Origin of the sequence: Allobosea sp. TND4EK4, assembly GCF_900156025.1 — a bacterium.
GTDB lineage: Bacteria > Pseudomonadota > Alphaproteobacteria > Rhizobiales > Beijerinckiaceae > Allobosea.
Genome location: NZ_FTMO01000001.1, coordinates 436,005 through 458,540 on the forward strand (window position 1 = coordinate 436,005; position 22,536 = coordinate 458,540).

The following is a 22,536-nucleotide window of genomic DNA, read 5'->3' on the forward strand; positions in this document are numbered from 1 at the left end:
AATCTTCCGGCAAGGGGCAAGCTGATGAAAACCACTCCGACAAACCGTTCCGACACGCGGCAGCGGAGCGTCACGGCGACTCTCACGCTCTCCATGCTGCTGGCCTCTCTCGGCACCAGCATCGCCAACATCGCTCTGCCCACTCTGGCGAGGACCTTCTCCGTCCCCTTGGAGCAGGTTCGATGGGTGGTGGTCGCCTATCTTACGGGCTTGACGATATCGACCCTGCTCGCCGGACAGCTCGGGGACAGGCTTGGCCTGAAGCGCGTCCTGGTCGCCGGCCTGATCCTGTTCGGCTGCGCCTCGTTGACATGCGGACTGGCCAGCGATTTTCGGATCCTGGTCTGCGCCAGAGCTGCGCAAGGCGTCGGGGCCGCGTGCCTGATGACGCTTTCCATGGCGCTGATGCGGGAGACGGCCGGAGAGACGCGGCTTGGACGCGCGATGGGTCTGCTCGGCACCGTTTCGGCGCTGGGGACCGCCCTCGGCCCGTCGCTCGGCGGGCTGGTGATCGCGACGACCGGCTGGCGCGGCGTTTTTATCGTCCTGGTGCCTCTGACGGTCGCGGCATCGATCTTCGCCATCGTGGCGCTGCCGGCGGACCGACCACGAGATCGGATCGCTTCCGTGCCGTTGAAGACGGTGCTGAACGCTCGGCTGATGCCGAACCTCATCGTCAATGTGCTGGTCGCGGCTGTCATGATGACGACACTGGTCGTCGGGCCTTTCCATCTGGGATTGGGTATCGGCCTCACCGACCTTCAGACGGGGCTGGTCATGACCGTGGGCCCTCTGATTTCGATCGTGACCGGCGTTCCTTCGGGCCGGCTGGTCGATGCCCACGGCGCGAGACCCGCGCTCTTATCGGGACTCGCCATGCTGGCAGCCGGGACACTCCTGCTTGCTCTGGCCGCCATCGTCGGGAATGTCGCGGGCTATATCCTGGCCATCGCGGTCCTCACGCCGGGCTATCAGCTCTTCCAGTCCGCCAACAACATGATGACGCTGGCCAATGTCGCCCAAGAACGACGTGGCACGGTTTCCGGCCTTCTCGGCCTGTCGCGAAACATCGGGCTGATCGTCGGGGCCTCGATGATGGCGGCCCTCTTTGCCTTCAGCTCCGGAGCGGCCGATCCTTCTCTGGCATCTCCCGCGGCGATCCGACTGGGAACGGCAGCGACCTTCGCGTCAGCAGGAGGGCTGATGATCGTTGCGCTGGCGACGGTTCTGGCAGCGGGGCTGCGGCGCCGCTGACCTGGGCTTTGGAGAGACCCGCATGTCACAGAAAAGCCCGCCGGTTGGCGGGCTTTTCAAGCAAGCTGGAGGGACCGTCAGATGTCGTTCTGACCTTCCAGCGCCGCGACGGGAGCCGGGCCGAGGCCGTCCTTGTTGTAGATGTCGTCGCGGAACTGCACGCCGCCATCCGGCGTCGCCCAAGCGGTGATATAGACCCAATAGCAGGGCACCGGATCGGCGATGCGGGCGTTGATGCGCTGGCCGGAGGCGATGGTCTCGTCGATCTTGGCGCGGTCCCAGCCGGGGGTGTTCTTGAGCAGCCAGGCGACATAGTCGCGCACGTTCTGCACGCGCATGCAGCCCGAGGAGACGAAGCGGTAATCGTCGCCGAAAATGCCCTTGGACGGCGTGTCATGCATGTAGACGCCGTGCGGGCTGGGAATGTTGATGCGCACGAAGCCGAGCGAATTGAACTCCCCGCCCGGATCCTGCCGGAAGGTGTAGTGCGTCGCCTCGTCCGAGTTCCAGTTCACCTGCGAGGGCGGGATCTCGGTGCCGCTCCCGTTGATGATACGGATCTTGTTCTCGGTGAGATAAGTCGGCTCCTTGCGCATCTTGGGGATCAGATCCTTGCGGATGATCGATGCGGGCACCGTCCAGGTCGGATTGAAGTTGACCTCCGGAATCTTGGTCTGCAGCAACGGCGACTGGCGATCGATCTTGCCGACGCCGGCGGCATGGCGGGTCGCGACATGGCCGTTCTCGACCGTCTCGACCATCGCGGCGGGAATGTTGGCGACGACGTAGCGGCTGCCGAGATTGCCGGACCAGGTGCGCAGGCGCACGAGATTGGTTTCGAGCTGGCGGATGCGGCGGTCGATCGGCACGTTGAGAGCGATGATCGTGGCGCGGTTGATCGCACCGGTCGTGGACAGGCCGACGCGGGCTTGGAACTGGCGCACCGCGGCTTCGACATAGGAGTCGTAGACGTTGCTCTCGCCGGCGTTCTGGTGGAGGTCGCCGGTGATCGACAGGCGCTGGCGCAGCGCAACCACGCCGGGCCCCTTGGCGCCGAGGCTCATGCGATCGGGCAGCTGCACCGGCTGCCAGCCACCGCGGGCGGCGAGGTCGCGATAGGCGACAATGGCCTGCTCGGTGGCCTGCAGCGATTCGGGAGAGAGCATCGGCGTGTGCGAACGCAGCACTGCATTGCGCGGGCCGGCGTCGTAGTTCTGGCGCCACTCGGCCTGTTGCGCCAGCGCCGGGGCCGCTGCGGCCGTCGCAGCGCCCGACAACAGGGCCAGCACGGTTTCGCGACGGGTCAGGCTCAAATGCGACATCTCTTCCCTCTTCCCATTCTCTGCATGCGCGGCCGCATGAAAAAGCCGCCGGCAGAGCGGCGGCGCTGAGACAGCGGCCCCGTGCCGGGGACGGTGTCCTAGCACGGTTAAGGAGGCGTGATCAGCGCGGCAATTTTAGGGCATGAGCGGTTTTTGAGTAAGGCATGGCAGCCTTGCCACAGTCCCGCCAGGCATCGCGCGGTCGGGATTGGGCCCGACCGCGCTCAGGCAGGAAATATCTCGAAATGGCGGTCTTTCAGAGCTTGTAGCGGATCTGGTCGGTCCAGAAGCGCTCGAGGCGGAGCAGAGCGTTGTTCATCCGCTCGAAGTCGTCGGCCGCGATGCCTCCGATCTGCTCGACCGTGCGGACATGCTTGTCGTACACGCCCTTCACGATATCGTGCACTTCGGTGCCCTTCTCGGTCAGGCTGATGCGGACCGAGCGACGGTCGATGCGCGAGCGGGCATGGTGGAGGTAGCCGAGCTCGACCAGCTTCTTGACGTTGTAGGAGACGTTGGAGCCGAGATAGTAGCCGCGGGTGCGCAGCTCGCTGGCCGACAGCTCCGAGTCGCCGATATTGTAGAGCAGCAGCGCCTGGACGCTGTTGACGTCGTCGCGGCCGCGCCGCTCGAACTCGTCCTTGATCACGTCGAGCAGGCGGCGGTGCAGCCGCTCCACCAGCGTGAGGGACTCAAGATAAAGAGGCTTCACGCTGAGTTCGGCCTCGTTGTTCTTGACGACTTCCGAAGTCTTGACGCTAGCTTTCATCGTACATCCTGCCTGTCTGACGCCTGTTTCCCGTCGGCCAGGATTGTTTCCCCGGTCCGCTTCTGAAAAACACCATAAGGCTGCCCGGATGAAAACGAGTTTAAATATCAGGATGAATCAGGGATTTACCCCTTTGGGTGAATCGTCGGTGAAGCCGGAAAGGCTTAAGCTAAAGCGATTCTTACCAAGACTCGGGGCAATAGAGCCGCTCCGGCGACCGTCGAGGCACGACGCGCACTATGCTGGCATCGCCCGACAGCGTGCCCGCCCGAAGGCTTCGGCAGCCCTACTCGGCCTCGCTCTCCGCGGCCCAGGTCACCAGGAAGTAGAGCGCGATCAGCCCGATGTAGAATGCGACGAGCCAGGGTGTCAGCGGGATGATGCGCGGGAAGAAGAAGCTCAGCAGCAACTGGCTGAGTGTCGCCAGCAGCCAAAGAACGCCACCCCAGGTCGACGTCAGCCAGAGGCCGACCGCCGCGACGAGGTCGATCACCGCGAAATAGACGATGATCGCCTGGTAGGTCAGCAACCTTGCCTCGAAGGGCGGCTGCGCCTGGCTGCCGACGCCGAAGATGACGGCCCAGGCCAGCAGCCCCTTCGCCAGCCAGAACACCGAGAGCAGCCGCAGGAACCAGACAAGTCCCGAGCGCCAGCGCGTGACAACCTTGGTGCCGCCCTCGCCCGAGCCCGCGCCGCGCAAGGCCTCGCCGTCCATTCCCAACCCCAAGCTCAGGCTCCCAGCTTCAGTTCGTCGGGCCCGAGCGGGGCAAAGTAGGCTTCGATTGCGGAGGGCTCGACTTCGGCCAGGGTTCCGGGTCGCCAGCGCGGTGCCTGGTCCTTGTCGACGACCACGGCGCGGACGCCCTCGTAGAAATCGTGCCCGTGGGCGATGCGAGAGACGATGCGGAATTCGGTGCGCATCGCCTCGGCGAAATCGAGATCGACCCCGCGGCGCATCTGCTCATGGGCGATGGCGACGCTGGTCGGCGATTTGGTGGCGATGGTCTGCAAGGTCTTCCCGGCGAAGGCATCTCCCCTGTCCGCTTCCGCTTGAAGACGCGCGATGATCCCGGACAGCTCGGCAAGGCCGAAGCAGCGTTCGATCGTGGCGCGCGCGCCCTCGAGGGGCCCCGGCCCGCGCTGCAGGGTAAAGCCGGCGAGGATATCGTCGATCGAACTGCGCCCGGTCAGGGCGTCGGCGAGTTCCGCCATCCGGTCGCTCGCAACACCATGGGTCGCGAGGCCGACGCTGGCCGCATCGGCCGCACCGATCCGCTCGCCGGTCAACGCGAGGAATGTGCCGAAGGCGCCCGGCAGGCGCGGAAGCGCATAGGTCGCCCCGACATCGGGGAAGAAGCCTATGCCGACTTCCGGCATGGCGAAGAGATAGCGATCTCCGGCGATGCGGTGGCTGCCATGGACGGACAGGCCGACGCCGCCGCCCATGACGATGCCGTCGATCAGCGAGATGTAGGGCTTGGGATAGGTCTTGATGCGGTGGTTGAGGATGTATTCCTCGGCCCAGAAGGCGAGCATGTCGTCATGCGCGCCGGCCTTGCCGCGATCATGCAGCCAGCGGATGTCGCCGCCGGCGCAGAAGGCCTTCGCGCTCGTGCTGATGACGACGACCCGGGTGACCTGGGGGTCGTTCTCCCAGGCATCGAGCGCGCGTGCCAGTTCGCGCACCATGCCAAGGCTCAACGCGTTGAGCGCCTTGGGCCGGTCGAGCACGACGACGCCCGCGGCGCCGCGGATCTCGCAGATGATCTCGTGCTCCTGCGCCATGCGCTCGCTCCCGGCTGGATGGGCCTGCGGTTCTGGAAGGCGGCCCGCCGGATGTCAACGCGAGCGGGCGCGCTTCGAGATGAGGCCGCCCGCACGGCGAGGTTGCGACCAACTGACGTGTTTTGGAATTGTTCCGATGTGATATGACGTCTTCGCCGACTTCGCCCGCATGACGAATGCCGCGCAAGACGAACAGAACGAAGGCGATCATCATGGAATCCCGGGTCGTGCGGCCTTTCCCTCTCTCCCCTGCCCGCCAGGACGAGTTGCAGTCCACTTCGCTCGGGCTGACGCGCCGCATGCGCCGCAACCGCAAGGCCGACTGGTCGCGCCGGCTGGTGCGCGAGACGCGGCTGACCACGGACGACCTGATCTGGCCGATCTTCCTGATGGATTCGTCGCAGGCGCGCACCCCCGTGGCCTGGATGCCGGGTGTCGACAGGCTGAACATCGACGAGGCAGTGCGGCAGGCGGCGGACGCGGCCGCGCTCGGTATCCCGGCCATCGCCCCCTTCCCCTTCGTCGAGAAGGGGCTGCGCGACCCGACCGGCTCTGAGGCGCTCAACGCCGAGAATCTGATGTGCCGCGCCGTGCGCGCCATCAAGCAGGAGGTGCCGCAGATCGGCATCATCTGCGATGCCGCCCTCGACCCCTATACCTCGCACGGCCATGACGGGGTGCTGGAAGGCGAGCGCATCCTCAACGACGCCTCGGTCGCAATCCTGGTCCGGCAGGCGCTGGCGCTGGCCGATGCGGGGGCGGACGTCATCGCCCCTTCCGACATGATGGACGGGCGCGTCGCCGCGATCCGCGGCGCGCTCGATGCCAACGGGCACGACGACGTGCAGATCATGGCCTATGCGGCCAAATACGCCTCGGCCTTCTACGGCCCGTTCCGTGACGCCATCGGCACCAATGCGACTCTGGTCGGGGACAAGCGCACCTACCAGATGGACCCGGCCAACACCGACGAGGCGATTGCCGAGGTTGCGCTCGATCTCGACGAGGGCGCGGACATGGTGATGATCAAGCCCGGCCTGCCCTATCTCGACGTGGTCGCGCGGGTGAAGGACCAGTTCCGCGTGCCGACCTTCGCCTACCAGGTGTCGGGCGAGTACGCGATGCTGATTGCGGCCGTGCAGAATGGCTGGCTCGACGGCGACCGGGCGATCATGGAAAGCCTGCTCGCCTTCAAGCGTGCCGGAGCCGATGGCGTGCTGAGCTATTTCGCGCCTCAGGTCGCCAAGACGCTCAAGATGGCTGGCTGATCTCGCAGATCGTCGCGCCCCCGCTCGGACAGGATCGCGACGACCGTTCCGGTCGCCGGACCTTCAGCGATCGGCGAGCGCGGCTTCGATGGCCCGGCCGATCGAGAGGATGCGGCGGTCCTGCCCGCCAGCGCCCGCAACCATCAAGCCGACCGGGGCCGTGCCTGCCGGGTGGCACGGTACCGAGAGCGCACAGCCGTCGAGGAAATTGATCAGCGTCGGGTTGCGCAGGATCAGCAGGTTCGCCGCGCCGTAGGCGCCCTCATCGGCGAGGCTGGCGATGGCCGGCGCAATCACCGGGACCGTCGGCATCAGCAGCGCGTCGAATCCGGCGATGCGGCGCTCGACCGCCGCCATCCAGGCGGCGCGGGCCGCCACGATGTCGAGATAGTCGGCCGCGCTGATATCGGCGCCACGACGAATGCGGACGAGGACACGCGGATCATAACGCGGCCCGGCGCGGCCGATCAGCGCGCGGTGCCAGTGCCAGGCTTCGGAGGCGGCCAAGCCGCCCTTGGCGTTGATCTGCGCGAGTTCCATGAACTCCGGGACTGCGATCTCCTCGACCAGCGCTCCGGCGGCCGAAAGCGCCGAGAGCGCGGCCTGGAATGCCGCTGCGACGTGATCGTCCAGGCCATCCAGCGCGAGCGTTGTGGGTACCGCGAGGCGCAGGCCTTGCAGGCTCGCCGCTTCGGGCACGCGCGGCACCTCTCCCGCCAGGATCGAATCGACGAGCGCGCAGCAGATCACGCTGGCGGCGAGCGGGCCGACCGAATCGAGGCTCATGGATAGAGGCAGAGCGCCATCGCGCGGAACGCGGCGAGCGGTTGGCTTGAACCCGGTCAGACCGCACAGCGCGGCGGGAATGCGGACCGAGCCGCCGGTATCGGTGCCGATCGCGGCAGCGGCCATTCCGTCCGTGACGGATATGGCCGCTCCCGAGGACGAGCCGCCGGGAATGCGGCCGGTTCCGCGGTCGAAGGGGTTGAGCGGCGTGCCGTAATGCGGATTGAGACCGAGTCCCGAGAAGGCGAATTCGGTCATGTTGGTGCGGCCGACAAGGACGGCCCCAGCCGCGACCAGCCGCTCGACCACCGGAGAGGAGGCCGCGGCGGGCGGCGCGTCGTCGAGCGCCACGCTGCCGGCCCATGTCGTCTCGCCGGCGACGTCGAACAGGTCCTTGATCGAGATCGGCACGCCTTCCAGCGGCGAGCGGACGATGCCGGCCTTGCGCAGCGTATCGGAAGCGCGCGCCATCTCTCGGGCGCGCTCGGCATAGATTCGCGTGAAGACTCGCGCCCCCTCACCGTCCGGCGCCAGCGCCTTGGAGAGAGCTGCCTCCGCCAGAGCCTCGGCCGTGACATCGCCTGCCATCAGCGCGGCCTGCAAGTTCGCGAGCGTGCTTGTCATCGTCGAGCGTCCTGCGTGAAGACGGCCCGGGCAGAGCACCGGACCGAAAAGTCGGTTCCACTTTTCGGACGAATCCGAGGCTCAAACAAGGAGGTCGATCAGCGTGACCGCGCCCCGTTCGGACGCGGTCAGCAGCGCGCGCGGCAGCTCAATGAGCGGCAGCCTGCTCGGGCTCCTTCGCCTTGCCACGCCAGCGGCGGACGAGATTGACCACGCCGACATAGAGCAGCGGCACGAAGAACACGCCGACAGCGGTGGCCGCGATCATGCCGCCCATCACGCCGATACCGATCGAGTTCTGGCTGCCGGAGCCGGCACCGGTCGCAACGGCGAGCGGTGTCACGCCGAGCACGAAGGCGAGCGAGGTCATCAGGATCGGGCGCAGGCGCTGGCGCGCGGCCTCGAGGGTCGCCTCGATCAGGCTCTTGCCGTGCTGTTCCTGCTCGATCGCGAACTCGACGATCAGAATGGCATTCTTGGCAGCCAAGCCGATAGTCGTGAGCAGGCCGACCTTGAAGTAGACGTCGTTGGTCTGGCCGAAGATGGTCGCCGCCAGCAGGGCGCCGAAGACGCCGATCGGCACCGAGAGCATCACTGCGAAGGGAATCGACCAGCTCTCGTAAAGCGCCGCCAGGCAGAGGAACACCACCAGCATCGAGATGGCGTAAAGCGCGACCGCCTGGCTGCCGGACAGCCTCTCCTGATAGGACAGGCCCGTCCATTCATGGCTGAACCCCGGCGGCAGCTGCCCCATCAGCCGGTCGATCTCGTCCATGGCCGCGCCGGAGCTGACACCGGCCGCCGCGGCCCCCTGGATCTCCACGGCGGCCTGGCCGTTGTAGCGCTCGAGCCGCGGGGACCCGTAGCTCCAGCGGCCGGTCGAGAAGGCCGAGAACGGGACCATCTGCCCGCCGGCATTGCGGACATACCAGCGCCCGACATCCTCCGGCTGCATGCGGAAGGGCGCATCGGCCTGGACATAGACCGATTTCACGCGGCCCCGGTCGATGAAGTCGTTGACATAGGCGGAGCCCCAGGCCGTGGAGAGCGTGTCGTTGACGCTGCCCAGCGAGAGCGTCAGCGCGCTTGCCTTGTCCTGGTCGATCTCGACGGCGTATTGCGGGGTATCCTCCTGCCCGTTCGGACGCGTGCCGGTGAGAACCTTGCTCTGGGCAGCCAGACCAAGGAGCTGGTTGCGCACCTCCATCAGGCGGGAATGCCCGGCGCCGGCAACGTCCTGCAGGAAGAAGTCGAAGCCGGCCGTATTGCCGAAGCCCTGGATCGCCGGCGGGGCCAGCGCGAAGACCGTACCGTCCTTGATCGAGCGGAATGCGCCCATCGCGCGCCCGGCGATGGCCTGCGCAGTCGTCGTCTTGCCGGAGCGCTGCTCGAAGGGCTTGAGACGCACGAAGGCGAGGCCGACATTCTGCCCCTGCCCGCCAAAGCCGAAGCCGGCGACGGTCAGCACGCCGTCGACGAGGTCCTTCTCCTTGTCGAGATAGTACTTCTGCACCTGGTCCAGCACCGCCAGCGTGCGGTCCTGCGTCGCGCCCACCGGCAGCTGAACGCTTGTGAGCAGGATGCCCTGGTCCTCGTCAGGCAGGAACGAGCTGGGCAGGCGCGCAAAGAGGAAGGCCATGCCGCCGGTGATCAGCAGGAAGACGAGGAAGAAGCGCAGGGGCCGCCCGATCATGCCGGAGACGCCGGAGCGATAGCCGTTGGTCGTGCGCTCGAAATTGCGGTTGAACCAGCCGAAGAAGCCCTTGCGCTCGCCGTGGTCCTTCACCGGCTTCAGGATCGTCGCGCAGAGTGCCGGCGTCAGAACCAGCGCGACCACGACCGACAGGATCATGGCGGTGACGATCGTGATCGAGAACTGGCGGTAGATAATGCCCACCGACCCGCCGAAGAACGCCATCGGCACAAACACCGCCGAGAGTACCGTCGCGATACCGACAAGCGCGCCGGTGATCTCGTTCATCGACTTGATCGTCGCTTCCTTGGGGCCGAGCTTCTCCTCCTGCATCACGCGCTCGACGTTCTCGACCACGACGATGGCGTCGTCGACGAGCAGGCCGATCGCCAGCACCATGGCGAACATGGTCAGCGTGTTGATGGAGTAGCCCGCGACCGCCAGCACACCGAAGGTGCCCAGCAGCACGACCGGCACGGCCAGCATCGGGATGAAGGTCGCCCGCAGGTTCTGCAGGAAGACGAACATGACGATGAAGACGAGAATGATCGCCTCGAACAGCGTGTGGACGACCTTCTCGATCGAGAGCTGGACGAAGGGCGTGGTGTCGTAGGGATAGGTGACCTCGACACCCTCGGGCAGCGTCTGCTTCATCCGCTCGATGGTCGATTGGACCGCCTTGGCGGTGTCGATCGCATTGGCGCCCGTCGCCAGGCTGATGGCGAGGCCGGTCGTCGGCTGGCCATTGTAGCGCGAAGCGGTGTCGTAGCTCTTGGCACCGAGCTCGATGCGGGCGACATCGTTCAGCCGCACGATCGAGCCCGAAGAACCGCTCTTCAGGATGATGTTCTCGAACTGCGCGACCGTCTGCAGGCGGGAAGCGGCGGTGACGGTGGCGTTGAGCTGCTGGCCCTTGACCTGCGGCAGCCCGCCGAGCTGGCCGGCCGACACCTGCGTGTTCTGCGCCTGGATCGCGGCGGCGACATCGCTCGGCATCAACGCGTATTTGCGCAGGGCATCGGGGTTCAGCCAGATCCGCATGGCGTAGCCGGCGCCGAAAAGCTGCGTGGTGCCGACACCCTCGACGCGCTTCAGCGTGTCGTTCAGCGTCGAATCGACATAGTCGGCAAGGTCGGTCGTCGTCATCCGGCCGTCCTTCGAGACGAAGGCGACGACCATCAGGAACCCCGTCGAGGCCTTGGCCACCGAGATGCCGGTGGTCTGGACGACGCTCGGCAGCTGGCGGGTGACGAGCTGCAGCTTGTTCTGCACCTGCATCTGCGCCACGTCCGGGTTGGCCGCGCTGGTGAAGGTCAGCGTGATCGAGGCGTTGCCGGTCGAGGTCGAAGTCGCCGTCATGTATTGCAGGTTGTCGAGGCCGGTCATGCCCTGCTCGATGACCTTCGTCACCGAATTCTCGACGGTCGCAGCGTCGGCGCCGGGGTAGTTGGCGCTGATCTGAACGGTGGTCGGCGCGATCTGCGGATATTGCGAGATCGGCAGCGTGCGCAGAGCCAGAAGGCCGGCCAGCATGATGACGATCGCGACGACCCAGGCGAAGATCGGCCGCTCGATGAAGAAGCGCGAGATCATGGCGTCAGTTCTTCGCGCGAGTGGCCGGCAGCTCGGCTCTGCGATCGGCGGATTTCAGCTCCCCCGTCGCCTCGTCGACGCTGACCTCGACCGGCGTCACCGTCTGGCCCGCCCGAACGAGTTGCGCGCCCTCGACGATCAGCTTGTCGCCGTCCTTCACGCCCGTATCGACCAGCCAGCTGTTGCCGATGCTGCGACGGGTCGTCAGCACGCGCTCCTCGACCTTGCCTTCCGCGGTCACGAACTTGCCGGTCGCCTCGCCCTTGGTGTTGCGGCCCACGCCGCGCTGGGGCAGCAGGAAGCTGTTCTCGGCGATGCCTTCCTGGATCACGGCCCGGACGAACATGCCGGGGAGAAGGACGCGCTCAGGATTGGGGAATTCGGCGCGCACCGTGAACGTGCCGGTCGTCTCGTCGATATTGGCCTCGGCGAATTCGAGCTTTCCGGACTCCTTGTATTCCGCGCCGATGTCGAGCTTGAGCTTCACGGCCACATTGGGACCGGTGAACTTCAGCTTGCCGGCATCCACGGCGGCGCGAAAACGCAGCAGGTTGGTGCTGGACTGGGTGACGTCGACGTTGATCGGATCGAGCTTGCGGATGGTGGTCAGGGCCGTCGCCTGATTGGCCGTCACCAGCGCGCCCGGCGTCAGGGCCGATTTGTCGACACGACCGTCGATCGGCGCCGTCACCTTGGTATAGGCGAGGTTGATGCGCGCGGTCTCCACGCTCGCCTTTGTCGAGGCGACATCGGCCTGGGCCTGGGCGTATGTGGCGTTCGCGTCGTCAGCGTCCTGCCGGCTGCCGGCATTGCGCTGCAGCAGCTCGTTGTAGCGATCAGCCCTGATCTTGGCGTTCACCGCCGCGGCCTCCGCCTTCTGCTGCGCCGCGCGCGCGCTGTCGAGCGCCGCCTGATAGGGCGCCGGATCGATCTCGTAGAGAAGATCGCCGGCCTTGACCTCGCTGCCTTCCTTGAAGACGCGCGACTTGATGATGCCGTTCACCTGCGGGCGCACCTCGGCGATGAGGTTCGCAGAAACCCGCCCCGGCAGCTCGGCGGTGATCGCGACCGGCTGCGGATGCAGCACCACCACGCTGACCTGCGCCTGCGGTTGCGGCGGAGCGGCCGCCTTCTGCTCGTTGCAGCCGGCCGCCGCCAGCGCGAACAACAGTCCGCCCGCAATCAAGGGACGTCGGGACGAGGGGACGCGCGCGGCCAGCATGCGTGGCTCCTATTAGGAAACTGACCAGTTTCTTAACGCTTGATTTCCCCGCCTGTCAAACCGACAATGACGCCGATGGCATCCGAAAGCGACATGGATCTGGCGGTGCGCCGCGCGCCGGGGCGGCCCAAGAGCCGCTCCGACGAAGCCGAGCGCGAGCGCATCACCGCAGGCGCGCTCGAACTGTTCCTTGCCTCCGGCTATGGCGGCACGACGATGGACGCGGTGGCGGCGCGCTGCGGCGTGTCCAAGCGGACCCTCTATCGCCTGTTTCCGGCCAAGACGGATCTGTTCCGCGCGATGGTGGCGGACAATCGGCGCAGCATGCTCGCTTTGCCGCGCACCCGCGTCGACGAGCCGCTGGACCAAGCGCTGGCCGCGATCTTCAGGCTGGACATCGGCGCCGAGCAGGACCAGGGGCGCATGGCCTTCATCCTGCTCGCTGTCGCGGAGGCCGAGCGCTTCCCGGAAATCGGCGAGGCGCTGCGGCTGGAAGGGGCGGACGCCTCGCGGCGGATGCTCGCCTCCTGGCTGGAGACGCAGCAGCAGGCCGGCCGCCTGCGCCCCTTCCCGCCGGAGGCCGCTGCCCGCATGCTGATGGACATGATCTTCAGCGTCCAGGCGCGGCGCTTTCCCGGCGACCGCGAGCTCGACAGGGCCGAGCGCATCGCCCATGCCCGGCAATGCATCGACCTGTTCCTGAACGGGCTCGCGAGCGAGAGTCACGGCAATTAACTGCCTTCTCCGCGGGTCCCTCACCCGTTGCGATGGGCCGCGGCAGCTTGCACAGCAGGCTCGACGCAACGGCCCGCCCCGGGCGGGACCGTGTTTCGACGTCTCCGGAGGGCTTCGACAGAGCAAACACAGGCTCGGACAGAAAGCCGGCTGAAGTGACTGGACAGCCCAGCCGGCAGCCTCTATATCGCCCCCACCAACACGGACGGCGCGTCGCGCCCCGGGGCGCCCAGGTAGCTCAGTTGGTAGAGCATGCGACTGAAAATCGCAGTGTCGGTGGTTCGATTCCGCCCCTGGGCACCATTTTTTTCAAAGACTTGCGATCTTTTCACGGATGGTGAACCGCCTGCTGCGGTCGCTCCTGGCGAGTGGCTGCTCCGCCGGAACGGGGCCGAGCGCTGGATCAGCAGGGCGTTCACGGCCCCGGCGTCGAGCCCCTGACCACGCAGCGGGCCTGGAGGGCGAGGCGTTTGGCGGCGCCTTCGGGATGCAGGCCGCGCTCGAGCAGCATCGCCACCGCGTTGCGACCGATCTCCTCCACCGGCTGCTCGATCACCGTGATCCCTTCCCCGACGATCTCGGTCCAGGGCTCGTTGTCGAAGCCCGCGAGGCCGATCTCCTCCGGCACGCGCAGCCCGGCCCGGCGGATGGCTCGGACCATGTCCAGCAGCATCACGCCGTTGCTGGCGATCAACGCCTCGGGACGCTGCGATTCCGCCAGAAGCTGCCCGACCGCCGCCTCCGCGACGCCGGCGCCGTGTTCGAGAAACCGGGCCGCGGGCTCCAGGCCCAGCGCGCGCATGGTCTGTTCATAGCCCTCGCGCCGTTCCCGGCCGGTGGTGCTGGCCGCGCCGAAGAAGCCGGCGATGCGGCGATAGCCGCGCTGATGCAGGTGGCGCACGAGTTCCGCGCAGGCGCCGGCATTGTCGAGCAGGACCGCGTCATGCAGCGACATCGGCGCCGCACGGTCGATCAGCACCAGCGGGAAGGAGAAGCGCGACCGCGTCATCTTCTCCGCGCCCTCCCGCGTCGGCGCGAAGATCGTGCCGGTGACGCGCTCCTCCTCCATCAGCCGCAGATACATCTGCTCCTTGGCCGGGTTCTCGTCGGTGTTGCAGAGAATCACGCGCAGGCCCCGCTCGAAGGCGGCGTCCTCGACGGCACGGCTGACCGCAGTGAAGAAGGGGTTGCGGATGTCGGCGACGATCAGCCCGATGGTGCCGCTGTCCCGCGAGCGCAGCCGGCGGGCCGCGAGATTGGGGCGATAGCCCGTCGCCCGCACAGCATCCTCGACCCGCGCGCGCATCCCGGGATCCACCGGCTTGCCGGCCAGGGTCCGTGAAACGGTCGCAGGCGAAACGCCGGCCAGCGCGGCAACCTGCTTGATCCCGACGCGAGTCATCGAAAACGTTTTCCTGCCTGATGCTGTGAGAGGAACTGGAACAGCTTAGTTCTGAAACGCAAGCGAAGACAACGCCCGTCATGGTGCGGCGCAAGATTGACAGAGCGCGAGAAAACGTTTTCTCAAGTTCCCTGAAAGCAAGAAGAACTCGATCGGAGGTCAGCGTCCATGACGGCCGTCCCAGCTCTCTCCCTGCCGCGCGAGCTCATTCGCCTTGGCGCGCGCCCTGCCGGCAAGCACGCGGCGATCACTGAGGCGGCGCAGCTCCTCCTCGCAGGGGGCTGCGTCGAGGCCGGCTATGGCGAGAGCATGCTGCGGCGGGAAGCGGTGGCCAATACCTTTCTGGGCTCCGGCGTCGCGATCCCGCATGGGACGGTGGAGGACCGCCATCTCGTGCGCGGCGACGGCATCGCGGTGCTGCAGATCCCGGAGGGGCTCGACTGGAATCCGGGACAGCGCGTGCGCCTGGTCGTCGGCATCGCCGCCCGCTCCGACGGGCATATCGCGATCCTGCGCAGGTTGACGCGCCTGATCCAGGACGAAGCCTTGCTCGAGCGCCTCAGCACGACGCAGGATGCCGACGAGATCGCCCGCGCGCTGCTGGGCGAAGGGCCGGCCCCTGCGGCAGCGCCCGCCGCCGAGGATCTGCCGGTGGCGGTTCAGTGGACCGTCTCCTATCCGTCCGGCCTGCATGCCCGCCCCGCCAGCGCCTGGGTCGAGGCGGCGAATGCCGTCGCTGCGCCGTTGCGGGTCCGCCACGGCACCGAAAGCGCCGATCCGCGCCATCTCGTCGCCCTGCTCCAGCTCGGCCTGCGGGCGGGCGGGACGGTGACGATCTCGACGGCGGCAGGAGGCGAGGCGGCGCTGGCGCGCTTTGTCTCCGCCATCGACGCGCTGCTGCCCGAGGAGAAAGCGCAAGCCGAGCGCGCCGCCGCTCAGACGGCGCGGCCGAAAGCCGGCTGGATCCCGGTCACGACGCTGACGCCGATCCGCGCCATCCCCGCGAGCCCCGGTCTTGCGATCGGCACTGTGCAGGCCCTGGCGCGGCAGGAGATTTCGGTTCCGGACGTGCCCGGCGGCCTGAACGAAGGGGCCGCGCTGCTCGACGATGCGATCCGGCGCACGCGCCTGCAGATGAAGGCGTTGATCGACGACACCAGCCGCCGCCTCGGCCCGGCCGATGCCAAGATCTTCGAGGCGCAGGCCGCCCTGCTCGACGATACCGACCTGATCACGCTCACCTGCCAGTCCATGGTCGCCGGCCACGGTGTCGCCTGGGCCTGGAACGACGCCGTCGAGACGCTGGCCGGCCGGCTCGCCGGCCTCGGGAACCCGGTGCTGGCGGCGCGCGCGGCCGATCTGCGCGATGTCGGGCGGCGCGTGCTCGGGCAGATCGATCCTGCTCTGGACGCGCGCGGGCTCACTGCGCTGGCCGAAGGCGACACCATCCTGATCGCCTCCGATCTCTCTCCGTCGGACACAGCCGGGCTCGATCCGGCCCGCGTCGCCGGCATCGCGACCGCTCTCGGCGGCCCGACCTCGCACACAGCCATCCTGGCACGCACGCTCGGCCTGCCGTCGGTGGTGGCGGCCGGCGAGGCGCTGCTGGGCATTCCCGACGGCACGCGGGTGATCGTCGATGGTGATGCCGGCCTCGTCTACACCGACCCGGCCGAGGCCGATCTCGCCTCGGCCCGGGACTGGTTGGAGGCCCTGGCGCGCAAGCGCGAGGCGGAAGCCGCCGAGCGCCAGTCGCCGGCCGTGACTCGGGACGGGCACGGCCTTGCGATCGGCGCCAATGTGAACCAGCCGGCACAGTTGCCGCTGGCGCTGTCGCAGGGCGCCGAGGGCGTGGGGCTGATGCGCACGGAATTCCTCTTCCTCGAGCGCGGCGACACGCCCAGCGAGGACGAGCAATACGAGACCTACCGCGCCATGCTCACCGGGCTCGAAGGGCGCCCGCTGATCGTGCGCGCGCTCGACATCGGCGGCGACAAGCAGGTGCCGCATCTGAAGCTGCCGCATGAGGAGAATCCCTTTCTCGGCGTGCGCGGCGCCCGGCTGCTGCTGCGCCGGCCCGACCTGCTGGAGCCGCAACTGCGTGCGCTCTACCGGGCGGCCAAGGCAGGGCAAACCGACAGGAGCGGCGCGCTCTCGATCATGTTCCCGATGATCACCTCGGTCGCCGAAGTGACGACGCTGAAAGCCCATTGCGAGCGCGTCCGCGCCACTCTCGATGCGCCGCCAGTGCCGCTGGGGATCATGATCGAAGTGCCGGCGGCGGCAGCGATGGCCGACATCCTGGCCGCCCATGTCGACTTCTTCTCGATCGGCACCAACGACCTGACCCAGTACACCCTTGCCATCGACAGGCAGAATCCGGAGCTGGCCGCCGAGGCCGACAGCCTGCACCCGGCGGTCCTGCGCCTGATCGACCAGACGGTGAAGGGCGCGCAGGCCCATGGCCGCTGGGTGGGGGTCTGCGGTGGCATCGCGGGCGATCCCTTCGGCGCGACGCTGCTTGCGGGGCTGGGCGTCGGCGAGTTGTCGATGACGCCGCGAGACATCCCCGCGGTGAAAGCCAGGCTGCGCGCCGGGAACCAGGCGGAGTTCACCGCCCTTGCAAGACAGGCGCTGGCGCTCGAGGGGGCGGCCGCAGTGCGTGCGCTCGACGGGGGCGGCGCATGACGATCGCCACCGTCACACTCAACCCGGCAATCGACCAGACCATCACTCTCGAGACCTTGCGGCGCGGTCAGGTCCAGCGTGCCTCCTCCGTGCGCTTCGATGCCGGAGGCAAGGGCGTCAACGTCGCCTCCTGCCTCGGCGATTGGGGCCTGCCGCTCGCTGCCACCGGGCTCCTTGGCCGTGACAATGCCGCGGCCTTCGAGGCGCTGATGCGCGCCAAGGCGATCGAGGATCACTTCATCCGGGTCGAGGGGGCGACACGCACCAATATCAAGCTGGTCGACCGCGAGGAGACGACGGACGTCAACCTGCCGGGCTTCACCGCGACTCCAGAGGCGCTCGCCGCCGCCACTGGCGAAGCCTCGACTCTGGCAGCACGCTGCGATCTCGTCGTGGTGGCAGGCAGCCTGCCTCAGGGGGCGCCGGATGATCACTACGCGACGCTGCTCGCGGCGCTCTCCAAGGTCGGGAAGCCCGTCATCCTGGACGCCAGCGGCACGGCGCTCGCGAAGGCCATGGCCGGCCCGGTCATGCCCTATGCGATCAAGCCGAATGCGGCCGAACTCGCCGAGCTTGCAGGCGAGGATTGCGACTCGCTGCAGGATATCGCCCGGGTCGCGCGGCGTCTGCAGGCGTCGGGCATCGCGCTCGTCGTCGTCTCGATGGGCGCCGAGGGCGCGCTGTTCTGCAGCAAGGCGGGCCTGATCCGCGCGCGCCTGCCCGCCGTCACCGGCGGCAGCAGCGTCGGCGCCGGAGACGCGATGGTGGCGGGGCTGGCCTCCGCACTGGTGGAGGGCGCCGATCTCGAACGGACCGCGCGCCTCGCAAGCGCCTTCGCGGTCGGCAAGCTCGGATTGGCCGGTCCCAACCTGCCCGGCCGCGACATCATCGAAAAGCTGGCGGCGCAGGCCAGCATCGACACCCCGTAAACGGTCGGAGAAACCGCCATGACCACGATCTGGGCGACCATCGATTCAGCCGATGACGGCGTCTCCGCCGTGCTCGCGGGAGAGGCGCTGCGCGAAGCGGCGCGGGCGCGCGGGATCAGGCTGGAGCTCGAGATCAGGCGCGGCGAGACCGTGCTCGATGCTCTCGATGCGCGCGGGGTCGCGCCGAGCGACACCTGGCTCGCAGTCGGTGCCGGGTCCGAGGCCGATCCACGCTTCGCCATGCTGAAGCGTGTCGATGTGCAGATCGGCGAGGTCCTGGCCGATGCGCCGGCGGTGCTGGCGGGCCTCGGCCGAGAGGCCGCCCCCGGCAACTCCGGCGCCTCTTCGCGCAAGATCGTCGCGATCACCTCCTGCCCGACCGGCATCGCCCACACCTTCATGGCAGCGGAGGGGCTGACCCAGGCGGCAGCGGCGCTGGGCTACGAGCTGCGGGTCGAGACGCAAGGCTCGGTCGGCGCCGGGACGCCGCTGACGCCGGAGGAGATCGCTGCCGCCGATATCGTGCTGATCGCTGCCGACCGCGAGGTGGATCGCGGTCGCTTCGCCGGCAAGCGCGTCTTTGCCAGCGGCACCAAGCCGGCGATCACCGGCGGGCAGGCGCTGATCGCGCGCGCCCTCGCCGAGGCGCAGCTTCAGGCCGGCACGGCGGAGGCTGCGGCCCAGGGCGCGGCGAGTGCAGGCCGCGGCGGCCCCTACAAGCACCTGATGACCGGCGTCTCCTTCATGCTGCCCTTCGTGGTGGCTGGCGGCCTGCTGATCGCGCTGGCCTTCGCGCTGGGCGGCATCTACGTCACCGAGGACAAGGCGGCCGGCACGCTCGCGCACACGCTGTTCGTTATCGGCGCCAAGGGCGCCTTCACGCTGATGGTGCCGGCGCTGGCAGGCTACATCGCCTATTCGATCGCAGACCGGCCCGGCATCGCGCCGGGCATGATCGGCGGCGTGCTCGCCAACATGCTGGGAGCGGGCTTTCTCGGCGGCATCGCGGCCGGCTTCATCGCCGGCTACGGCACCGATGCCCTGAACCGCTGGATCCGCCTGCCGCGCACGCTGCAGGGGCTGAAGCCCGTGCTGATCCTGCCGCTGCTCGGCACTGTGCTGACCGGACTCGCCATGATGTATGTGGTCGGTGCGCCGGTCGCCGCGCTGCTCGCCTTCCTCACGGACTGGCTGCGCGGCATGCAGGGCTCCAGCGCGATCCTGCTCGGCATCCTGCTCGGCGGGATGATGGCGGTCGACATGGGCGGGCCGGTCAACAAGGCGAGCTACGCCTTCTCGACGGCGCTGATCTCCAGCCAGATCTACGGGCCGATGGCCGCGACCATGGTCGGCGGCATGACCCCGCCGCTGGCTCTGGCGCTGGCGACAAGGCTCTTCGCCAGACGTTTCACCGCCGACGAGCGCGAGGCGGCCGGCCCCGCCGCCGTGCTCGGCCTCGCCTTCGTCACCGAGGGCGCGATCCCGTTCTGCGCGCGCGATCCCTTCCGGGTCATTCCCTCGCTGATGGCCGGCTCGGCCCTGGCCGGCGCGATCAGCATGGCGGTCGGAGCGGAGCTACGGGTCCCGCATGGTGGCGTGTTCGTGCTGCCGATCCCCGGCGCGATCTCGCACCTGCTGGGTTATGTCGTCGCGCTGGTCGCGGGCACGCTCGTCAGCGCCCTGCTGCTCGGCCTGTTGAAGCGCGACGCCAAGGCATAACGCCGGGGCTCTTGCCACTCCGGCTGGCGGCTGGCGGCCGGGATCATGAGACGGCGCCCGACGCGGACGCCGCTGCATCGGCCTCCGCCCAAGCCTCCCATGAGAGGCCGTTTCGTCAGTGAACGGTGGCGATGTCGTCGTCGTCGGGGTCGATCAGCCTGGCAAGGCCGAGCTGGCGCACGCCGTCCATGAACTCGGCGAAGGCCTCGGCGTCGGTCGCAAAGCTGTCCTGCCAGACGGTCGAGCCGCCCTCGTCATCGACGAGTTCCAGCGTCCAGCCATCGGTGCCTTCGATCCGGTAGATCTCGACCTGCACGGTGATGCCGTCATGGGTGACGCTCTGCGACAGAGGCGAGCGGATGATGCCGGGAAAATCAGACATGAGCGAAATCTAGCCTGTCGCGGCGCGGCGCGCACCCCGAAATCGCAGGCTCCCACAAGGAGCGCGGCATCGTCACTTCAGCTGGCTGTCCTTGCTGCCGCGGCGATTATAGGCGGCGGAGGATGCGGGCCTGTCGAGGGCCGACTGGCAATCGACGCAGGTGCGGGCGCCCGGCAAGGCGCGCCGGCGCGCCTCGGGAATCTCCTCACCGCATTCCCGGCAGTGGATCTCGCCCGGCCCGTCCGGCAGGCGCGAGCGTGCCAGCCTTACCGCATCGGTGATCGAGTCGTCGATCTGGTCCTGAACCGCTCCGTCCGGAGCCCATCCGCTCGCCATGGGGCACCTCCCTCCGGTTGCAGATGGGAGGACTCCTGCGACAGATCAAGCGCACGAAAAGCGGCCGATCCCCTCAATGCTCCCTGTCACGCTCATGCGACGGCGCATCCTCGGCCTCCTCGAGCGACTCGCCTGGGATGACGTAGCTGCCTTTCAGCCAGCGGCCGAGGTCGATATCGGCGCAGCGCGCCGAGCAGAATGGGCGGAACTTGGCCACCGCGGGCTTGCCGCAGATCGGGCAGGGCCGCACGCGGGGCGGATTGTCTTCAGTCTCAGCCATATTTGAGCGTGATGCCTCCGTCGACGACGAGCTCGATGCCGGTGACATAGCGCGCCTCGTCGCTGGCGAGGAAGAGCGCGGCATTGGCCACGTCCCATGCCTCGCCCATATGGCCCATCGGCACCTGCGCGGCGCGCGCCGCCCACATCGCCTCGATATCACCAGCGCCATAGGCCTGGGCGAGGCCGGCCGAATGCTCGACCATCGGGGTCTTCATCAGGCCCGGCAGGATTGCGTTCACGCGGACGCCGTGCGCGGCGTATTCGACCGCGGTGGTGCGCGTCAGATGGTTCAGCGCCGCCTTGGTGGCGGAATAGCTGGCATAGGGCACGCCGGTATAGCGGATCGAGGCGATGGAGGAGATGTTGATGATCGAGCCGCCCTCGCCCGTTTCCTCGAACTGGCGCTGCATCACCGGGATGACGTGCTTCATCGCCAGGAAGGCGCCGGTGAGATTGATGCGGAAGACACGATCCCAGGTCTCCTCCGGCAGATCGACGACGCCGCCGACCTCGGCGATGCCGACATTGTTGTCGAGGATATCGATGCGGCCATAGCGGCCAAGCGCCCGGCCGACGAGATCGGCGACCTCGCTGGCCCGTGTGACGTCGGCCTGCACGGCGAAGGCCTGGCCGCCCTCGTTCTGGATGATGGCGGCGGTTTCCTCGGCGGCGTCGCGGTTGATATCGGCGCAGATGACCCTCGCGCCCTCGCGTGCGAAGATGGTCGCAGTCGCCTTGCCATTGCCCCAGCCGGGGCCGATCGAGCCTGCGCCGGCCACGATCGCGACCTTGCCCCTCAGACGTCCGCCCATTGCGCTCTCCTGGATGCGCGCCTTGTCAGGCTGGCACGCTTGCCGGCGAAGGATCGGGCCTGAGCCACTGGGACGCAACCCTGGAACGCGCCCTCAGGCCGTGTTCATCCAGCCGAAGCGGATGGGGAAGCCCTCGCCGCCGAGCAGGCTGACCGTCTCGTAGAGCGGCAGGCCGACGACGCCGGTATAGGAGCCGACCAGCTTGATCACGAAGGAACCTGCGATGCCCTGGATGGCGTAGCCGCCGGCCTTGCCGCGCCACTCGCCCGAGGCGAGGTAGAGCTCGATGTCCTCGGTCGAAAGGCGCTTGAAGCGCAGCCGCGTCTCGACGATGCGCTCGCGGATCGCGCCGGAGGGTGTCACCAGCGCGACGCCGGTGAAGACCTTGTGGGCGCGGCCGGAGAGAAGCCGCAGGCAGGCCGCCGCCTCGTCGACGATCTCGGCCTTGGGCAGGATGCGCCGGCCAACCGCCACCACCGTATCGGCGGCGACGATATAGCTTCCTTCCAGATCCGGCCGCGTGCCAGCCGCCTCCTTCGCGGCCTGCGCCTTTTCGCGCGCGAGGCGGCGGGCGAGGTCGCGCGGGCGCTCCGCCTTGCGCGGAGCCTCGTCGAGATCGGCCGGCAGCAGCGCGTCGGGCTTCAGACCCGCCTGCTCCAGCAAGGCGAGCCGCCGCGGCGAGGCCGAGGCCAGGACGAGCATCGGGCGCCAGCCGGCGGGCTTGGAGGGCGAAAAAAGGCTCACAGGTCGGGCTCGGCGGCGATGCGATGGGGATGTGCTGAACTGGCGGAAGCCTCAGGCTTTAGAGCATCCGGCTGGAAAGGGAAATTCGCGCGTTCTGCTCGGCCCTGGCATGGCGGAAAAGCGCAGCCGCGCCCATGACCGGCTATGTTCCATGCCGCTGACGCATGGCGATCGGCCGGCGGGCCCCCGGA

19 protein-coding genes and 1 tRNA gene are annotated in these 22,536 nt (G+C 68.0%); 7 read left to right on the forward strand and 13 right to left on the reverse strand.

Going from position 1 to position 22,536, the window contains the following annotated elements:
- The first annotated feature begins 24 nt into the window (after positions 1–24).
- Positions 25–1,254 (forward strand): MFS transporter, encoded by a 1,230-nt coding sequence (locus BW981_RS02165; protein ID WP_076435823.1) that lies wholly within the window; start codon positions 25–27, stop codon positions 1,252–1,254.
- 77 nt (positions 1,255–1,331) lie between these two features.
- Here the strand turns inward: BW981_RS02165 and BW981_RS02170 are convergent, their stop codons facing one another.
- The 4 genes from BW981_RS02170 to BW981_RS02185 form a co-directional block, all read right to left on the reverse strand.
- The gene (locus BW981_RS02170) at positions 1,332–2,576 is read right to left on the reverse strand and encodes a L,D-transpeptidase family protein (protein WP_076435825.1); all 1,245 of its coding nucleotides are present in this window, start codon (positions 2,574–2,576) and stop codon (positions 1,332–1,334) included.
- Between the two features lie 256 nt (positions 2,577–2,832).
- Positions 2,833–3,345, reverse strand: coding sequence for a transcriptional regulator LdtR (locus tag BW981_RS02175; protein ID WP_076435827.1), 513 nt, complete (start codon positions 3,343–3,345; stop codon positions 2,833–2,835).
- A 286-nt stretch (positions 3,346–3,631) separates the two neighbouring features.
- Complete coding sequence (locus tag BW981_RS02180) at positions 3,632–4,072, reverse strand: DUF6163 family protein (RefSeq protein WP_139333581.1); 441 nt, start codon at positions 4,070–4,072, stop codon at positions 3,632–3,634.
- A 2-nt stretch (positions 4,073–4,074) separates the two neighbouring features.
- On the reverse strand, positions 4,075–5,130 hold the full coding sequence (locus tag BW981_RS02185) for an enoyl-CoA hydratase/isomerase family protein (protein WP_076435830.1): 1,056 nt from the start codon (positions 5,128–5,130) through the stop codon (positions 4,075–4,077).
- A gap of 299 nt (positions 5,131–5,429) precedes the next feature.
- On the opposite strand from BW981_RS02185, the gene hemB reads away from it, so the two are divergent.
- Complete coding sequence (gene hemB / locus BW981_RS02190; RefSeq protein ID WP_244560219.1) at positions 5,430–6,398, forward strand: porphobilinogen synthase; 969 nt, start codon at positions 5,430–5,432, stop codon at positions 6,396–6,398.
- A gap of 63 nt (positions 6,399–6,461) precedes the next feature.
- Here hemB and BW981_RS02195 read toward each other — a convergent pair whose 3' ends face one another.
- The 3 genes from BW981_RS02195 to BW981_RS02205 all read right to left on the reverse strand — a co-directional run bounded on the left by BW981_RS02195 (position 6,462) and on the right by BW981_RS02205 (position 12,316).
- On the reverse strand, positions 6,462–7,808 hold the full coding sequence (locus BW981_RS02195; protein WP_076435831.1) for an amidase: 1,347 nt from the start codon (positions 7,806–7,808) through the stop codon (positions 6,462–6,464).
- Positions 7,809–7,956: 148 nt separating this feature from the next.
- On the reverse strand, positions 7,957–11,091 hold the full coding sequence (locus BW981_RS02200) for an efflux RND transporter permease subunit (RefSeq protein WP_076436732.1): 3,135 nt from the start codon (positions 11,089–11,091) through the stop codon (positions 7,957–7,959).
- Between the two features lie 7 nt (positions 11,092–11,098).
- On the reverse strand, positions 11,099–12,316 hold the full coding sequence (locus BW981_RS02205; protein WP_076435833.1) for an efflux RND transporter periplasmic adaptor subunit: 1,218 nt from the start codon (positions 12,314–12,316) through the stop codon (positions 11,099–11,101).
- Positions 12,317–12,391: 75 nt separating this feature from the next.
- Here BW981_RS02205 and BW981_RS02210 point away from each other — a divergent pair, with 75 nt between their 5' ends.
- Both BW981_RS02210 and BW981_RS02215 read left to right on the forward strand, forming a co-directional pair.
- Positions 12,392–13,051: a TetR/AcrR family transcriptional regulator gene (locus BW981_RS02210; protein WP_244560188.1), complete on the forward strand. Its 660-nt coding sequence runs from the start codon at positions 12,392–12,394 to the stop codon at positions 13,049–13,051.
- 227 nt (positions 13,052–13,278) lie between these two features.
- Positions 13,279–13,354: transfer RNA gene (locus BW981_RS02215), tRNA-Phe, on the forward strand.
- Positions 13,355–13,466: 112 nt separating this feature from the next.
- Here BW981_RS02215 and BW981_RS02220 read toward each other — a convergent pair.
- On the reverse strand, positions 13,467–14,453 hold the full coding sequence (locus tag BW981_RS02220) for a LacI family DNA-binding transcriptional regulator (RefSeq protein WP_076435837.1): 987 nt from the start codon (positions 14,451–14,453) through the stop codon (positions 13,467–13,469).
- A 168-nt stretch (positions 14,454–14,621) separates the two neighbouring features.
- On the opposite strand from BW981_RS02220, the gene ptsP reads away from it, so the two are divergent.
- Genes ptsP through BW981_RS02235 form a run of 3 tightly spaced genes read left to right on the forward strand, consistent with a single transcriptional unit; the run spans position 14,622 to position 19,789 of the window.
- Positions 14,622–17,141 (forward strand): phosphoenolpyruvate--protein phosphotransferase, encoded by a 2,520-nt coding sequence (ptsP, locus tag BW981_RS02225; protein WP_076435838.1) that lies wholly within the window; start codon positions 14,622–14,624, stop codon positions 17,139–17,141.
- The gene (gene pfkB, locus BW981_RS02230; protein WP_076435840.1) at positions 17,138–18,070 is read left to right on the forward strand and encodes a 1-phosphofructokinase; all 933 of its coding nucleotides are present in this window, start codon (positions 17,138–17,140) and stop codon (positions 18,068–18,070) included. The genes ptsP and pfkB overlap by 4 nt, the downstream gene beginning before the upstream one ends.
- A gap of 18 nt (positions 18,071–18,088) precedes the next feature.
- Entirely contained in the window at positions 18,089–19,789 is a 1,701-nt protein-coding gene (locus tag BW981_RS02235; RefSeq protein WP_076435841.1) for a PTS fructose transporter subunit IIC, read from the forward strand.
- Between the two features lie 115 nt (positions 19,790–19,904).
- Here BW981_RS02235 and BW981_RS02240 read toward each other — a convergent pair whose 3' ends face one another.
- From BW981_RS02240 to BW981_RS02260, 5 genes are all read right to left on the reverse strand, one after another.
- Positions 19,905–20,171, reverse strand: coding sequence for a hypothetical protein (locus BW981_RS02240; protein ID WP_076435842.1), 267 nt, complete (start codon positions 20,169–20,171; stop codon positions 19,905–19,907).
- A gap of 72 nt (positions 20,172–20,243) precedes the next feature.
- A complete protein-coding gene (locus tag BW981_RS02245; protein ID WP_076435844.1) occupies positions 20,244–20,507 on the reverse strand; it encodes a DksA/TraR family C4-type zinc finger protein in 264 nt (87 codons plus the stop codon).
- Positions 20,508–20,580: 73 nt separating this feature from the next.
- Positions 20,581–20,787 (reverse strand): DNA gyrase inhibitor YacG, encoded by a 207-nt coding sequence (gene yacG / locus BW981_RS02250; RefSeq protein WP_076435845.1) that lies wholly within the window; start codon positions 20,785–20,787, stop codon positions 20,581–20,583.
- Positions 20,780–21,601 carry an SDR family NAD(P)-dependent oxidoreductase gene (locus BW981_RS02255; protein WP_076435847.1) on the reverse strand — a complete coding sequence of 274 codons (822 nt, stop codon included), beginning with the start codon at positions 21,599–21,601 and terminating at the stop codon, positions 20,780–20,782. The genes yacG and BW981_RS02255 overlap by 8 nt, the downstream gene beginning before the upstream one ends.
- 93 nt (positions 21,602–21,694) lie before the next feature.
- Positions 21,695–22,303, reverse strand: coding sequence for a Maf-like protein (locus BW981_RS02260; protein WP_076436734.1), 609 nt, complete (start codon positions 22,301–22,303; stop codon positions 21,695–21,697).
- Positions 22,304–22,536: the final 233 nt, after the last annotated feature.